Source organism: Curtobacterium sp. 260 (genome assembly GCF_030803485.1).
Lineage (GTDB): Bacteria > Actinomycetota > Actinomycetes > Actinomycetales > Microbacteriaceae > Curtobacterium.
Window position 1 is genome coordinate 342,059 of record NZ_JAURUY010000001.1, and the last position, 15,579, is coordinate 357,637.

The window sequence follows — 15,579 nt, forward strand, 5'->3', positions numbered from 1 at the left end:
ACCGACCGCACCGCGCCTCTCGTCCGTCGTCACGACGGCCGGGAGGCGCGGTGTCGTCCCGCCCCTCCTCGCCCCCTCCACAGGTGGTCGCCGAGGGCGTCGCGCTGTCGGCCGTCCCGGCTACCCTTGGTCCGTGGTCACCGCCCTGTATCGCCGTTACCGGCCCGAGAACTTCGCCGAGCTGATCGGTCAGTCGCAGGTCACCGACCCGCTGCGGACCGCCCTGCGGACGAACCGTGTGAACCACGCCTACCTGTTCAGCGGGCCGCGCGGGTGCGGCAAGACGACCTCGGCGCGCATCCTCGCCCGGTGCCTGAACTGCGAGCAGGGCCCGACGGACACGCCGTGCGGCGTCTGCCCGAGCTGCGTGGAGCTCGCCCGGGGTGGCGGGGGATCACTCGACGTCATCGAGATCGACGCAGCGAGCCACAACGGCGTCGACGACGCGCGCGACCTGCGCGACCGCGCCGTGTTCGCACCGGCGCGCGACCGCTACAAGATCTTCATCCTCGACGAAGCACACATGGTGACGCCGCAGGGCTTCAACGCCCTGCTCAAGCTGGTCGAGGAACCGCCGGAGCACGTGAAGTTCATCTTCGCGACCACCGAGCCGGAGAAGGTCATCGGCACCATCCGCTCCCGGACCCACCACTACCCGTTCCGGCTCGTGCCGCCGGCCACGATGCTCGAGTACGTCGAGCAGCTGTGCGAGCAGGAGTCGGTCTCCGTCGTGCCGGGTGTCCTCCCGCTCGTCGTCCGTGCCGGTGGGGGGTCGGTGCGAGACACGCTGTCGCTGCTCGACCAGCTCATGGCCGGCAGCGAGGACGGCGCGATCGCCTACGAACGCGCGGTCGCTCTGCTCGGCTACACCGACGCTGCGTTGCTCGACGACGTCGTGGACGCACTGGCGGTGGCCGACCCCGCCTCGGCCTTCGCCGCGGTCGACCGCGTGGTGCAGACCGGGCAGGACCCGCGTCGCTTCGTCGAGGACCTGCTCGAGCGGCTCCGTGACCTGATCGTCGTCGCGGCGACGAACGAGAGCGCCGCAGCCGTGCTGCGCGGGATCTCTCCCGAGGAACTCGACACCATGACCCGGCAGGCCGGCGTCTTCGGCGCGACGGCGCTGTCGCGGTCCGCCGACATCGCCAACCGCGCGCTCACCGAGATGACCGGTGCGACGTCGCCCCGACTGCACCTCGAGCTGATGACGGCGCGCATGCTCGTGCCCGAGGTCGACGACACCCAGCGCGGTGCACTCGCCCGCGTCGAGCGGCTCGAGCGTCGCGTCGGTGTCGGTGTCGGCGACGCCGACGGGCACCAGGCTCCCGTCGCGGCCGAACGACCGCAGGGTGCACAGCAGTCCTCCGCGGGCGCTTCGGTTCCGAGCACGGGAGCGGGCAGCGCCCCGGCGCAGGCCGGCTCCTCGTCGGCGACCCCGGCTGCGCAGCCCGCTGCGTCGACCGCGACCCCGACCCGCGCAGCGGCGCCGACCCGTTCAGACCAGGAGCCGGCCGATCAGGCTCCGACGACCGCGCGTGACGCCGAGCCACGGGACCCCGGCGCGACCGTGCGCGATGCCGCTGCCTCCTGGGCAGCCGTGGCGACGCCCCCGAGCCAGGGTCCGGCCGACGGCCCGACCGATCGGTCTTCGGGCCGACCGGCGGAGCAGAGCGCGTCGAGTGCGATGACGACGGCACACCCGACCGAGCAGCACCAGCACGATCCGTCGGGCACCGCGAACGCGTCGTCCACCGGGCAGGGGACGGCGGTCGGCGACGAGGCGGTCGTCCGACCGGTCGCCGCCGTCGGTTTCCAGCAGCTCCGCGACGCCTGGCCCCAGGTCGTCGAGCACGTCCAGCGCGCCCGGCGTTCGGCCTGGTCCGTGGTGGTCACGGCCCAGGTGACGGCCCTGCGCGAGGACGTGCTGACGCTCACCTTCCCCAGCCAGCAGGACGTGGCGTCGTTCAAGGAGATGTCCGACCCCGCGACGAGCGTCAGCGAACTGCTCCGCTCGGCGATCATCGACGTCCTCGGCCTCCGGGTGAAGTTCGTCGCCCGCGGGCCGGGACAACAGCGCTCGGCCGGTGCTCCCGCGTCGGAGCCGGGTCGGCAGGCGTCGCAGCAGCAGCCGACCCGACCGCAGGTGACGTCGGAGGACACCAGCCGGCAGCAGGCCGCGCGCCAGCAGTCCGCACCGTCGCAGCCGGCGACTGCCGAAGGGCCGACGCAGCGGCAGACCGCACCGCAGCACCAGCAGTCGACTGCACCGCAGCAGCCGAGCCAGCAGCAGCAGCCGAGCCAGCAGCAGTCGAGCCAGCAGCAGCAGGCGAGCCCGCAGCAGGCGAACCAACAGCAGCAGGCGAACCAACAGCAGCAGGCGAACCAACAGCAGGGCGCATCGCAGCAGCCGACCACACGGCAGCAGCCGGCTGCGCCCAGCGCTCCGGTGACCGACTGGGCCGTCGCCACGATCCCGGCGACCGACCCGACCGCCGGTGCCGTGCCCGAGCACCTCGAGCCGGGCTGGTCGGCACCGTTCGGGACGACCGACACCGGGGAGCCGGTCGTGCCCGTCGCACCGGTCTCCGATCCCGCCGCCGACGCGGCCCTCGCTGCCCAGCTCCGCCCGGCCTCCGCGCTCGGCGGTGCCGGAACAGCGCCGGCCCGTGCTGCTGCACCGAGCCACCCGACACCCGACGCACCGGGAGCGCCGGCCCCGGCCGCAGCCGCAGCGCCCGCACCGGCCGCAGCCGCAGCGCCCGCACCGGCCGCAGCCGCAGCGCCCGCATCGGCAGCGCCCGCCGCGCCGGGTACCGCGGCCGCCGCACCCTCCGGGGGGCAGGACGTCCCGGTCGACGACTACCCGCTCGACGACGAGCCCTACGACGACGGCGCTCCCTTCCCCGATCCGGGAGCGCACGCGTCCTCGGGTGCACCGAGCCAGCGACCGACGCGGGCACCAGCACCGCAGGCAGCACCGGCGCCGACCGGCCCGGCACAGGCCGCACCGGCAGCGCCCGAGCAGGCAGCACCTGCGCAGACAGCACCGACCCAGGAGGCGGCTGCGCAGCCAGCTCCGGCACGGACCGCTGCACCCCAGGTCCGTCGGACACCGGTCGCTGGTCGGTACGGCGAGGCGGTCGTCCGTGAGATCCTCGGCGCGCAGTTCATCGAGGAGACCGCCCTGCACGAGGAAGGCGCCTGATGTACGACGGGATCGTCCAGGACCTGATCGACGAGTTCGGTCGGCTGCCGGGCATCGGCCCGAAGTCGGCGCAGCGCATCGCGTTCCACATCCTGCAGACCGAGTCGTTCGACCCGGCACGACTGTCCGAGCTCCTGGCCGAGGTCAAGGAGAAGGTGCGCTTCTGCGAGGTCTGCGGCAACGTCACCGAGAACGTGCGGTGCAGCATCTGTCGTGACCCCCGTCGGTCGCCGTCGGTGATCTGCGTCGTGGAGGAGGCGAAGGACGTCGCCGCCATCGAGCGCACCCGCGAGTTCCGTGGGCTCTACCACGTGCTCGGCGGAGCGATCAGCCCGATCGACGGTGTCGGTCCGGACGACCTGCGGATCCAGCAGCTGATGACGCGGCTGGCCGACGGCACCGTGGACGAGGTCATCATCGCCACCGACCCGAACCTCGAGGGCGAGGCGACGGCGACCTACCTCAGCCGACTGCTCGTCCCGATGGGCATCCGCACCACGCGACTCGCGTCCGGGCTGCCGGTGGGCGGTGACCTCGAGTACGCCGACGAGGTGACCCTCGGCCGCGCCTTCGAGGGCCGACGCGTGGTCGGTTCCTGACGGACGTGCGCAGGATCGTTGCGTCGAGCCCGCCTCGCACGCAACATCCGCGGAACACCCTCTACGATTGACAGACCGCGCGACCGTCGCGGAACCGTCGTCCCCGGGAGTACCAGCCAGTGGCCCTGATCGTGCAGAAGTTCGGTGGATCGTCCGTCGCGGACGCCGAGAGCATCAAGCGCGTGGCGAAGCGGATCGTCCAGACGAAGAAGGCAGGCAACGACGTCGTCGTGGCCGTCTCGGCGATGGGCGACACCACCGACGAGCTCGTCGACCTCGCGCACTCCGTGACGCCGATCCCCGCCGGTCGTGAGCTCGACATGCTGCTCACCGCGGGGGAGCGCATCTCGATGGCGTTGCTCGCGATGGCGATCAAGAGCCTCGGGGTCGAGGCATCGTCGTACACGGGCAGCCAGGCCGGCATGCTCACGGACGCCCAGCACGGCAAGGCCCGCATCGTCGACGTCACCCCGAAGCGCGTGCGCGAGGCGCTCGACGCCGGGCACGTCGCGATCGTGGCCGGGTTCCAGGGGTTCAACCGTACGACGGGCGAGATCACCACGCTCGGTCGTGGTGGGTCGGACACCACCGCCGTCGCGCTCGCCGCCGCGCTCGACGCCGACGTCTGCGAGATCTACACCGACGTCGACGGCATCTTCACCGCGGACCCCCGCGTGGTGCCGAAGGCCAAGAAGGTCGATCGGATCACGAGCGAGGAGATGCTCGAGCTCGCCGCCTCCGGCGCCAAGGTCCTGTACATCCGTGCCGTCGAGTACGCCCGTCGGCACGGCGTCACCCTGCACGTCCGCTCCTCGTTCAGCAACGCCGAGGGCACCATCGTCTACAACCCTGCAGAGGGGGAAACCGTGGAAGAACCGATCATCACCGGCATCGCCGGAGACCTCTCCGAGGGGAAGATCACCGTCGTCGGCGTGCCCGACACCCCCGGCAAGGCCGCCGAGATCTTCACGATCGTGGCCCGCGCCGGCGCCAACATCGACATGATCGTGCAGAACGTGTCCGAGGCGGTCACGGGCCGCACGGACATCTCGTTCACGCTGCCGAAGGACCAGGGCCAGGGCGTCCTGACCGCGCTCGAGGTCGCCAAGGCCGACATCGGCTACTCGGGCATCCAGTACGACGACCAGATCGGCAAGCTCGCCCTGGTCGGTGCCGGCATGCGGACCAACGCCGGTGTCTCGGCGGCGCTCTTCCGCGCCCTGCACGAGGCGTCGATCAACATCGAGATGATCTCCACCTCGGAGATCCGCATCTCGGTCGTCACGCGCGCCGACACCCTGAACGAGGCCATGCGCGTCGTGCACCAGGCCTTCGGGCTGGACGCGGACCAGGAAGCCGTCGTCTACGCCGGCACCGGGCGCTGAGCCCCGCGCCGACACGACCCACGAGCAGGAGCACCACATGAGCACCACCGTCGCCGTCGTCGGCGCCACCGGCCAGGTCGGCGCCGTGATGCGTCGCCTCCTCGAGGAGCGCGCGTTCCCGGCCGACCGCGTCCGGTTCTTCGCGAGTGCCCGGTCCGCCGGTTCGACGCTGTCGTTCCGCGGCGAGGAGATCGTCGTCGAGGACTCCGAGACCGCCGATCCGTCGGGCATCGACATCGCGCTGTTCTCGGCCGGTGCCACGGCGTCACGCGCCCTCGCGCCGAAGTTCGCGGCGGCGGGTGCGGTGGTCGTCGACAACTCGAGTGCCTGGCGGATGGATCCCGAGGTGCCGCTGGTCGTGAGCGAGGTCAACCCGCACGCGATCGACGACGCCCCGAAGGGCATCGTGGCCAACCCGAACTGCACGACGATGGCGATCATGCCGGTCCTCAAGGTGCTGGACACCGAAGCCGGGCTGCGTCGTCTCGTCGCGACCACCTACCAGGCCGTGTCCGGGTCCGGGCTCGCGGGCGTCGAGGAGCTCCTCGGCCAGGCGCGCGCGGCGCTCGAGCAGGACACCGCGGCGCTCACCCACGACGGTTCGGCGGTGACCTTCCCGGAGCCGGTCAAGTACGTCCGACCGATCGCCTTCGACGTCGTCCCGCTCGCGGGCAGCATCGTCGAGGACGGCATGCGCGAGACCGACGAGGAGCAGAAGCTCCGCAACGAGAGCCGCAAGATCCTCGAGCTGCCCGACCTGCTCGTCGCCGGGACCTGCGTGCGCGTCCCCGTGTTCACCGGGCACTCGATCTCCGTGCACGCCGAGTTCGCGCAGCCGCTCTCGCCCGAGCGGGCGACGGAGCTCCTCGCCACGGCCCCGGGCGTCGAGCTCGCGGACGTCCCGACTCCGCTGCAGGCAGCTGGCCAGGACCCGTCCTTCGTCGGCCGCATCCGCGCCGACCAGTCCGCGCCCGACGGCCACGGCCTGGTCCTCTTCGTCAGCAACGACAACCTGCGGAAGGGCGCTGCGCTCAACGCGGTGCAGATCGCCGAGACGATCCTCGAGCGGCGCGCGGTCGCCGCGTAGCGAGCATCGTCGCCGACGCGGCACACGACGGACGGGAGGCCCGTGGCGACACCGCCACGGGCCTCCCGTCCGTCGTCCCGACCGTCAGGAACGGGACCGAGCGCGACGTCGTCGGTGCAGCAGCACGCCGGTCCCGGCGGTGAGGAGCGCGAGCGCGACGGCGAGCGGTCCGGTCACCTCGGTGCCGGTCCAGGCGAGGCGCCCCTGCGGCGCGGCGTCGGCGGTCGGCGCAGTCGTCGCCGGTCCTGGCGACGGTCCGTCCGCGCTGGGTTCGCCGGTCTGGTCGGCCCCACCGGGGGTGCCGGTGCCGCCCGTGCCTCCGGCACCGTCCCCCGGGGACGGTGCATCACCCGGATCGGTGCCCTCGCCGTCACCGGGGCCGGGGTCCGGACCGTCGCCGGCGCCGGGCTCTGCGGACACGACGACCTCGACCGGGACGGGCGGCGCGAGCTGACCGGCGGGGGTCGAGGCGAACAGTTCGAGGGTGTACGTGCCCTCGGTGAGCGCATCGATCGGCGAGCAGGACCAGTGTCCGGAGTCGTCCGCACCTCGACCGGCGGCATCGGCCTCGCAGACCACGGTCCCGTCACGGACGACGACGACGTGCGCGCCGTGCGTGGCGGTGCCCGAGAGAGCGGATCCGGGTGCCAGGTCGGTGTGGTCGAGCGTCGGTGCGACGACGGGACCCTCGGTGACGAGTTCGATGTCGGACCCCGCGGTGCCGAGCGCCAGGAGCGCGCCGTTCGCCTGCAGGCCGAGTTCGAGGCCGTTCGCCGGTGAGGACGGGTCGTCGGCGGTGAACCGGACGACGTGGGGCGTGGGGCTCGTGGTGCGGACCTGGAGGCAGCCGGAGGGGGCGACGGCGTCGACCAGCGCGGCGAAGGGCAGCCCGGGGCCGTTGAGGGCGGACAGGCACATCGACCCGACGACGAGCGGGCCGGTGGTGCCGGGCGCGGGGTGCTGCGCGGTGTCGGCGGCGACCGGCCGGGTGTCGAGCACGGGCCGGCCGTCGTGGTCGGCGACGGCGACGAAGCCGATGGTGCCGACGACGTGGAAGGTGCCCTCCAGCGCCGCAGCGGGTGCAGTCCGTGGCTCGGGCTGCGGCGAGTGGAGCGTGTCGGCCAGGGTGGCGGGGCCGAGCAGGAGCGGGGCGATCGCAGCCGCGGGCAGGAGCGGGAGCGTGAGACGGGCGCGCCGGGAGTGGTTCACGGTGGGGCCTCCGGGAGGGACGGTCCATCGGACCGTAAAATGGTGGCACGTCCGGAATGTCGTACTTCACCAGCAAGTACGATGGGCAGGGCCAGCGCCCCGCACCCGGATGATGCCCCCGGGTGACCCAGCGGCAGTGGGTAGGATCGTCGTGTGGCAGTGAAGCAGGTGGACCCGATCGACGTCGTCCTGATCGGGGGAGGGATCATGAGCGCCACGCTCGGCGCCATCATCCACCGCCTCGAACCCACGTGGAAGATCCGCGTGTACGAGCGGCTCGGCTCGGTCGCGCAGGAGTCCTCGAACCCGTGGAACAACGCCGGGACCGGTCACTCCGCGCTCTGCGAGCTGAACTACACGCCGGAGATGCCCGACGGACACGTCGACATCGCCAAGGCCGTGACCGTCAACGAGCAGTTCCAGGTCTCGCGGCAGTTCTGGGCGCACCTGGTCGAGACCGGCGCGCTCCCGCAGCCGTCCAACTTCATCAACCCGACCCCGCACATCTCCTTCGTGTGGGGCGAGGACAACGTCGAGTACATGCGCAAGCGGTACGAGGCGCTCAAGGGCCACCCGCTCTTCGTGGGCATCGAGTACTCGGACGACCCGACGCAGATCCGCAAGTGGGCGCCCGCGCTCATCCCTGGGCGCAAGAAGGACCAGCCGGTCGCCGCGACGTACTCGGCCGCCGGCTCGGACGTCGACTTCGGTTCGTTGACGCAGCAGCTCTTCGACGAGCTCGAGATCGCCGGTGTCGAGTTCGAGCCGTCGCACCAGGTGCAGAAGATCACGCGGTCGAAGGTCTCCGAGGGGTGGGCGCTCGACGTCCGCAACGAGATCGGTCGGTCGACGCAGCGCATCGCGGCGAAGTTCGTCTTCGTCGGCGCCGGCGGTGGGGCCCTGCGCCTGCTGCAGAAGTCGGGCATCCCGGAGATCCGCGGCTACGGCGGGTTCCCCGTGTCCGGTGAGTTCCTGCGCACCGACGACCCCGAGGTCGTGCAGAAGCACGCGGCGAAGGTGTACGGCAAGGCGAGCGTCGGCGCTCCGCCGATGTCGGTGCCGCACCTCGACACCCGGATCGTCGAGGGCAGGGCGTCGCTGATGTTCGGCCCCTACGCCGGGTTCAGCCCGAAGTTCCTCAAGCAGGGCTCGCTGCTCGACCTGTTCCGGTCGATCCGACCGCACAACCTGCGACCGATGCTGAGCGTGGCGTTCTCGAACTTCGACCTGGTCCGCTACCTGGTCGGGCAGCTGCTGGCGTCGAAGCAGACGAAGTTCGACGCCCTCCGCGACTTCATGCCGACCGCCGAACCGGAGAACTGGCACCGCATCACGGCCGGGCAGCGCGTGCAGGTCATCAAGCCGGACCCGGAGAAGGGCGGGGTGCTGCAGTTCGGCACCGAGGTCATCACCTCGGCCGACGGCTCGATCGCCGGCCTGCTCGGCGCGAGCCCCGGAGCGTCCACCGCGGTGCCGATCATGCTGGCGATGCTGCAGCGGTGCTTCCCGGACCGGTGGGACGCCTGGGCCCCGATGGTGCGGACGATGGTGCCCACGTACGGCAAGGACCTCGGCGCCGACCCGCAGCTCGCCGACGAGACCCTCGAGCACACCGCGAAGGTCCTCGGTCTGCACCACTGAGCCCCGCCGCTCGGGCGACTTGCCCCCGGTTCGAACGTGTGTTCGAATGAGGGCATGCGGTGGAGTGGGCAGTCGATCGGGGCGGAGCGCGGTGACGCCCTGCCGGGGCTCGAGTCGAACAGCGGGTTGGTGCGCAGCGTCACCACGCCGGAGTTCGCCGGGGTCACCTTCCACGAGGTCCTGGCGAAGAGTGCCCTGAACCGTGTGCCGGCAGCCGACGGCAGCGGCACCCACGGGTGGACGATCAACCCGTACCGCGGCTGCAGTCACGCGTGCGTCTACTGCTTCGCGCGGCCCACGCACACGTACCTGGAGTTCGACGGGGGTGCCGACTTCGACCAGCAGATCGTCGTGAAGACCAACGTCGCGGACGTCCTGCGCCGTGAGCTCCGGAAGCCGTCGTGGGACCGACACCCCGTCGCGCTCGGCACCAACACCGACCCGTACCAGCGTGCCGAGGGGCGCTACCGATTGATGCCCGGGGTCATCCGCGCGCTGGCCGAGTCGGGCACCCCGTTCAGCATCCTGACGAAGGGGACGCTGCTGCGGCGCGACCTGCCCACGTTGGTCGAGGCGGCACGGAGCGTCCCGGTCGACCTGGCGATGTCGATCGCCGTGTACGACGACGAGCTGCAGCAGCAGGTCGAGCCCGGGACCCCGACGACCGCCGCCCGATTGGCGACCGTCCGGGCGATCCGCGACGCGGGGCTCGAGTGCTCGGTGTTCCTCATGCCGGTGCTCCCGTTCATCACGGACACGCGCGCGCACCTCGACGAAGCGATCGGTCGCGCGGCTGAGGCCGGCGCCTCGAGCGTCATGTACTCCGCACTGCACCTGCGTCCTGGCGTGAAGCCGTGGTGGGCTGCCTGGCTGCAGCGCACCCGTCCCGACCTCGTCGCGCGCTACCGCTCGATGTACCTCGACAACACCTACGCGCCCGCGGACTACCGCCGGTGGCTCGCGGACCGGGTGGGTCCGATCCTGGCCGCGCACGGTCTCGGACTCGGCAGGATGGACCCGGCGACCGGTTCGATGGGGTTCAGTGACCGGCAGGCGCACCTCGTACCCGGCGAGCAGGCCGCGGCGGCGACCGCTCCGCGTGCACCGCGTCCGGGGTCGGGCGACACCGGACCGCGCGCCCTCGTCGGGTCGGTCATCACGTACGGGGGCATCACGAACGGGTACCGCGTCCCGGTGTCGCTCGACGAGCAGTCCCGCCCGACCTCGTCGCCGCTCAAGCGTGCCGACCCTGACTTCGACCGACGCGGTGCCGGGACGACCGTGATCGGAGGTCCGTCCGGACCGACCCTGTTCTGAGGAGCGACCACCTTCCGCGTTCGGGGGACACCCTGTGTCGGTGATCGGCGGTAGCATCGAGCGGGTCGCCGGATCGTGCTCGTTTCGGGGTACACGACCGGCCCCTGGACGGCCGCGTCACACGGCGACCGGACGACTCTCGGAAGGATCATCGACCCGTGCTCGGCATCCCCACGCACCTCGCTCCGCGAGTGAACGCGTGGTCGACCGTGCGCGCCTTCCACGCAGCGGCGATCGGATCGGTGGTCGCCGCCGCCGTGACCCTGCTGCTGTACCGACTGGCCGAGCCCGACGCGCGGGTCGCCGGGGCCGTGCTCGCGCTCCTCCCCATGCTCGCGATGATCGGCGTCCACGTGCAGTTCGGCACCTGGCGCTCGGCCGTGGCCTTCCTCGTCACCGGCGGGGTCTGCGCGTGGTGGTTCACCACGATCGTGCAGCGCGAGGTGCCCGCCGGCTGGGTGACGAGCTACCTGGTGTCGCTCGCGGTGATCCCGCTCGTGCTCGTCGGCGGGGCCGGTGCGGTCGCGAGTCGCGTCGTCGTCTGGTCGTTCGGCGGGTTCCTGGTCGGTCGGCTCGCGACCGGGATCGCGGTGCTGCAGGCGGACGGGCCGCCCCGACCGCTCCTCCTCGCCTGGGTCACCCTGGGCTTCGTCGTCGCCCTCGTGCTCTTCACCAGCCGGAACACCGCTCGGTCCGAGCGCGTCCAGCCCGAGCTGCTCCGGTCCGCGCGCGAGGAGCACGTGTCCGCCTACCGGGCCGGGGTCGAGGCCGAGGCCGCGGCGATCCTGCACGACACGGTCCTCAACCACCTCGGTGCCATCGCGCTCGCCCCCGACGGCCCCATGGACCCGCAGCTCGCGCGCACGGTCGAGGCCGACGTCGCGATGCTGACCGGAAAGCAGTGGCTCGCGTCGTCCGACCCGACGTCCGACCCGGACCCGGCCCTCGCCGGTGCCGCGTTCGACGTGATGGTCGACGAGCACCGGGCAGCGGGGCTCGCGGTCGCGGTCACCGGTGATCCGGCCGCGCTGGCGCGGCTCGACCCGTCGGCGGCGACGGCGCTGCTCCGGGCCGTCGGGCAGTGCCTGGCGAACGTCCTCAAGCACGCGGAGACCGACGAGGCCGAGGTCAGCGTCTTCGACGACGGCTCGTCCTGCACGGTGATGGTGGTCGACGACGGCCGCGGGTTCGACGAGCAGGAGACCGGCAGCGACCGGATGGGGCTGCGCGGCTCGGTTCGAGAACGCATCGGCCGGGTCGGCGGTGACGTCCAGGTGTGGTCGTCGCCGGGATCCGGGACGAGCGTCATGATGACCGTGCCCTACACGAGCGAGGACGCGGCCCGTGCCGACGGAGCACACACCGGCGGCGCACACACCGGCGGCGCACACACCGGTGGCCTACGGACCGGCGGCGCGGCGTCGTACGCCGTCACGGGTGAGTCCGACCGCGGAGCCGCCCGGTGAGTCGCGTCGACGCGGTGCGGGCCGCCGTCCGGGGCGCTCGGACCGCACAGCAGTGGGACCCGCTCGGCGCGATGGGTTCCCGCCCCCTCGCCGTCCTGCTCGGTGCGGCCGGCGTGCTGTGGGCGCTGCTCGTGTCGGTGTTCGACCGCGACGTGGTCGGCAGCCCGACGCTCAGCGCCCTCACGGTGCTGCTCCTGGGCGCGTCGGGCGCGGTCGTGATCGCGTCGTCGTCGCCCTTCCGGGCGCCGTTCCCGCGCTGGGCGTACGTGCTCCACGTCGTGCTGCTGGGCGCAGCGTCGGCCGCCAGCGTCGCGGCGCAGTGGGGGCCGGACCGCAACGCGCTCAACGACTTCATGTGCCTGCTCACCGCCACCGGGATCGTGACGGTCGCGCCCTACCGGCCGTGGCGGGACCTGGCGGTCGGCGGGCTCGTCCTGGCGGCGGTCGACGCAGCTGCCTGGGGAACCGCCGCCGCCATGTTCCCGCACCAGGTACCGGTGTCCGTCGCCGCCTTCCTCGCCGCCGCGCCGACGCTGGTCCTCACCGCGGCGTCCGTCGTGTTCGCGTGGACCTTCGGCGGCCTGGCGGAGCGCGTGCAGATCCGTGCGGGCTCGTACTCGGTGGCGCGCGCCGAGCGGGACGGCATCGCCGCGCGCGTGCAGCAGGACCGCTCCGTCATCCTCGCGCGCGACGTCGCCCCGTTCTTCGCCGAACTGCGGACGCGTGAGGTGATCACCGACGCCGACCGCGCACGCGCCCGTTCCATCGCGGACGGCATCCGGCAGGCCATGGTCGCGGACGCCGACCGGACGTGGCTCGAGTACGCGGTCGCCGTCGAGGGCGGGTCCGCCGAGTCGGTGGACGACCCGGACGGCCTCATCGCGACGCTCGACACCGACCAGCGGACCGTCGTCCGGACGTTCCTCCGTGCGGCGCTCGGCGCAGCGACGGTGGACCCCGCGCGGTTCCGTGCCACGGTCCGCCGGTCGCGCGAGCCCGGTGCCCCACCCGATCGCGTCGAGGTCCGCACGGAGCTCGCGGTCGACGACTCGGACGTCGGCATCCACCGCACGTTCGACCCCTACTTCGCGGTGCTCCGCGTGACCTTCCCCGACCTCGACGTCGCCGTCCGCCCATCGTCCCTCGCACTAAGGTTCTCCTATGACCAGCACTGACCCGAACCGGACCACGGAGGGCGTGCCACCGCTCCCGCAGCCCGGAACCCGACGCGTGCGGCTGGCGATCCTCGACGACCACGAGGTGCTGCTCGACAGCCTGTCGAGCTGGATCGCCGTGAACGCCTTCGACTTCGACCTCGCCCTCACCGCGCACACGTGGCTCGAGATGGTGCACAGCGAGAACTTCCCGACGGACCTCGTCTTCCTCGACTTCCAGCTCAAGGAGCCGGTGTCGATCGAGGCCCGCGTGCGCACCTGCCGTGCCGCCGGGGCGAAGGTCATCGTGCTCTCGAGCGTCGACAGCCGCGAGTCCCGCGACCGTGCCCTGGCCGCCGGTGCGGCCGCGTTCCTGTCGAAGTCGCTGCCGATGCGCGAGGTCATGGACGTCGCGCGTGAGGTCATGGGTGTCTCGCGTGAGACCCCGGCGCAGCGCGACTGGCGGCCGCTGCCGACCGGCGCGAGCGCGCACCAGCGCCCGAAGCTCAGCGCGGGCGAGGAAGAGGCACTGCGCCTGTACGTGTCCGGCTACTCGACGAACGAGGTCGCCGCGCAGATGAACGTGCAGTACGAGACCGCCAAGACATACCTCCGGCGCGTCCGCGAGAAGTACAGCAAGGTCGGCCGTCCCGCGTCGAAGAAGTCGGACCTCATCCGTCGTGCCGCCGAGGACGGGTTCCTCGCGTAGTGGCGAAGCTCTACTTCCGGTACGGCGCGATGAACAGCGGCAAGAGCACCGGCCTGCTGCAGGCCGCGTACAACTACGAGGAACGCGGGCAACGCGTGCTGCTGGCGAAGCCGTCGGTGGACACCAAGGGCGACCGTGAGATCGTCTCCCGACTCGGCGTCACACGCTCCGTGGACGTCGTCTTCGCGCCCCACGACGACGTCCGGCACGCGGTCGCCAACGCCGGTGCCACCGACCCCGAGTCGGACCGGCTCGACGGCATGGTGCGTCCGGTGAGCTGCGTGCTCGTCGACGAGGCGCAGTTCCTCACTCCGCGCCAGGTCGACGACCTGCTCCGTGTCGCAGTGCTCGACGAGGTCCCCGTGCTCGCCTACGGCATCCGCACGGACTTCCGCACCGAGGCGTTCCCCGGCAGCGCGCGACTGCTCGAGGTCGCGCACTCGCTCGAGGAGCTCAAGACCATCTGCCGGTGCGGCCGCAAGGCCGTCTTCAACGCGCGCAAGGTCGACGGCCGCTTCGTCTTCGACGGGTCCCAGGTCGCGATCGACGGGGTCGACGTCACCTACGAGTCGCTCTGCGCGAACTGCTACCTCAGCGAGTCGGGTGGGCGGCTCGACGGCGAGCTCGCCCACTGATCCGACCCACGTCCGTCAGGTGGGCCACCGCCGGACGGGAGGCACGGTGCGGCGCCGCCACGCGCCTCCAGGCCGGCCCGTGGCGCGGAATGCGCGCACGCCGGCGACGGTTGTCGTCCACATGAGCGACGCCACCGTGCACCTGTCCGTCCTCGACCTGGCCACCCGCGAGTACGGCCAGTCGAACACCGAGGCCCTGCAGGGGTCGATCGACATGGCCGTGCACGCCGAGCAGCTCGGCTACGAGCGTGTCTGGGTCGCCGAGCACCACGGCATGCCGGGCATCACCTCGTCGGCGCCCGCCGTGCTGCTCAGCGCCGTCGGTGCCGCGACCTCACGCATCCGGATCGGCTCCGGCGGTGTGATGCTCCCGAACCACGCGCCGCTCGTGATCGCCGAGCAGTTCGGTACGTTGCGCGCACTGTACGGCGACCGCGTCGACCTCGGCATCGGTCGCGCCCCGGGGACCGACGGCGCGACGGCGATGGCGCTGCGCCGCACCGACCGGCTCGACGTCGACGACTTCCCCCAGCAGCTCGCCGACCTGATCGGGTTCTTCACCGGCATGGACGCGTCGAACCCGCTGTCGCGGATCCGCGCGGTCCCGGGCTACGGCGACGTGCCGGAGTTCTGGCTGCTCGGCTCCTCGGGCTACAGCGCGCAGGTCGCCGGCGCGCTCGGGGTGTCGTTCGCCTTCGCGCACCACTTCGCGTCGGACAACACCGAGGCGGCGCTCGCGCTGTACCGCGACTCGTTCCGCCCGTCGCGCTTCCGGCAGACCCCGAACGCCCTCATCGGTGTGCAGGTCGTCACCGACGAGGACCCTGCGATCGTCGAGGAGCAGAGCGCTCCGGGGATGATCTCGTTCATCCGCATGCGACAGGGTGCCAAGCCCGAGCCGGTGTCGATGGACGAGGCCCGCGCGTACGAGTTCTCGGACCTCGAGCGCCGGTTCATCGCCGCGAGGACGGAGCGGCAGGCCTACGGCGACCGCGAGCACGTCGCCACGAAGCTCAACGAGCTCGTCGCGTCCACCGGTGCCGACGGGGTGATCGTCGCGCCCGGAGCCGCCCAGGCGCGCTACCGGCACCAGGCGCTCGACGTGGTGGCGTCCCTGCAGGCCGAGGGCCGCCTGGTGCCGGCGGGGGCGACGGTCTAGCGGACGGGCGCCC

Annotated in this window: 12 protein-coding genes; 11 read left to right on the forward strand and 1 reads right to left on the reverse strand. The window is 72.2% G+C overall.

Annotated features, from left to right (window positions below; translation table 11 throughout):
- The first annotated feature begins 133 nt into the window (after positions 1-133).
- The 4 genes from J2X59_RS01635 (at position 134) to J2X59_RS01650 (ending at position 6,276) form a co-directional block, all read left to right on the forward strand.
- Positions 134-3,205, forward strand: a complete 3,072-nt coding sequence (locus J2X59_RS01635; RefSeq protein WP_326495459.1) for a DNA polymerase III subunit gamma and tau — start codon at positions 134-136, stop codon at positions 3,203-3,205.
- On the forward strand, positions 3,205-3,804 hold the full coding sequence (recR, locus tag J2X59_RS01640) for a recombination mediator RecR (RefSeq protein ID WP_326495460.1): 600 nt from the start codon (positions 3,205-3,207) through the stop codon (positions 3,802-3,804). The genes J2X59_RS01635 and recR overlap by 1 nt, the downstream gene beginning before the upstream one ends.
- 119 nt (positions 3,805-3,923) lie before the next feature.
- Positions 3,924-5,189 carry an aspartate kinase gene (locus J2X59_RS01645; protein ID WP_066655175.1) on the forward strand — a complete coding sequence of 422 codons (1,266 nt, stop codon included), beginning with the start codon at positions 3,924-3,926 and terminating at the stop codon, positions 5,187-5,189.
- Positions 5,190-5,226: 37 nt separating this feature from the next.
- The gene (locus tag J2X59_RS01650) at positions 5,227-6,276 is read left to right on the forward strand and encodes an aspartate-semialdehyde dehydrogenase (protein WP_326495461.1); all 1,050 of its coding nucleotides are present in this window, start codon (positions 5,227-5,229) and stop codon (positions 6,274-6,276) included.
- 84 nt (positions 6,277-6,360) lie between these two features.
- Here the strand turns inward: J2X59_RS01650 and J2X59_RS01655 are convergent, their stop codons facing one another.
- Positions 6,361-7,485, reverse strand: coding sequence for a hypothetical protein (locus J2X59_RS01655; protein ID WP_326495462.1), 1,125 nt, complete (start codon positions 7,483-7,485; stop codon positions 6,361-6,363).
- Positions 7,486-7,638: 153 nt separating this feature from the next.
- On the opposite strand from J2X59_RS01655, the gene J2X59_RS01660 reads away from it, so the two are divergent.
- The 7 genes from J2X59_RS01660 to J2X59_RS01690 all read left to right on the forward strand — a co-directional run bounded on the left by J2X59_RS01660 (position 7,639) and on the right by J2X59_RS01690 (position 15,566).
- Positions 7,639-9,126, forward strand: a complete 1,488-nt coding sequence (locus tag J2X59_RS01660) for a malate:quinone oxidoreductase (RefSeq protein ID WP_326495463.1) — start codon at positions 7,639-7,641, stop codon at positions 9,124-9,126.
- A 54-nt stretch (positions 9,127-9,180) separates the two neighbouring features.
- Complete coding sequence (locus J2X59_RS01665) at positions 9,181-10,443, forward strand: Rv2578c family radical SAM protein (protein WP_326495464.1); 1,263 nt, start codon at positions 9,181-9,183, stop codon at positions 10,441-10,443.
- Between the two features lie 158 nt (positions 10,444-10,601).
- A complete protein-coding gene (locus tag J2X59_RS01670) occupies positions 10,602-11,909 on the forward strand; it encodes a sensor histidine kinase (RefSeq protein WP_326495465.1) in 1,308 nt (435 codons plus the stop codon).
- Complete coding sequence (locus tag J2X59_RS01675) at positions 11,906-13,084, forward strand: hypothetical protein (protein WP_326495466.1); 1,179 nt, start codon at positions 11,906-11,908, stop codon at positions 13,082-13,084. The genes J2X59_RS01670 and J2X59_RS01675 overlap by 4 nt, the downstream gene beginning before the upstream one ends.
- The gene (locus tag J2X59_RS01680; RefSeq protein WP_235426346.1) at positions 13,071-13,772 is read left to right on the forward strand and encodes a response regulator transcription factor; all 702 of its coding nucleotides are present in this window, start codon (positions 13,071-13,073) and stop codon (positions 13,770-13,772) included. Before J2X59_RS01675 ends, J2X59_RS01680 begins: the two co-directional genes overlap by 14 nt.
- Entirely contained in the window at positions 13,772-14,407 is a 636-nt protein-coding gene (locus J2X59_RS01685) for a thymidine kinase (protein ID WP_326495467.1), read from the forward strand. The genes J2X59_RS01680 and J2X59_RS01685 overlap by 1 nt, the downstream gene beginning before the upstream one ends.
- A gap of 121 nt (positions 14,408-14,528) precedes the next feature.
- Positions 14,529-15,566, forward strand: coding sequence for an LLM class flavin-dependent oxidoreductase (locus J2X59_RS01690; RefSeq protein WP_326495468.1), 1,038 nt, complete (start codon positions 14,529-14,531; stop codon positions 15,564-15,566).
- Positions 15,567-15,579 lie beyond the last annotated feature (13 nt).

Bases quoted from the DNA above. Each gene is read 5' to 3' on its own strand.
- recR (WP_326495460.1), top strand. From the start codon at position 3,205: ATGTACGACGGGATCGTCCAGGACCTGATCGACGAGTTCGGTCGGCTG.
- J2X59_RS01650 (WP_326495461.1), top strand. From the start codon at position 5,227: ATGAGCACCACCGTCGCCGTCGTCGGCGCCACCGGCCAGGTCGGCGCC.
- J2X59_RS01665 (WP_326495464.1), top strand. From the start codon at position 9,181: ATGCGGTGGAGTGGGCAGTCGATCGGGGCGGAGCGCGGTGACGCCCTG.
- J2X59_RS01680 (WP_235426346.1), top strand. From the start codon at position 13,071: ATGACCAGCACTGACCCGAACCGGACCACGGAGGGCGTGCCACCGCTC.
- J2X59_RS01690 (WP_326495468.1), top strand. From the start codon at position 14,529: ATGAGCGACGCCACCGTGCACCTGTCCGTCCTCGACCTGGCCACCCGC.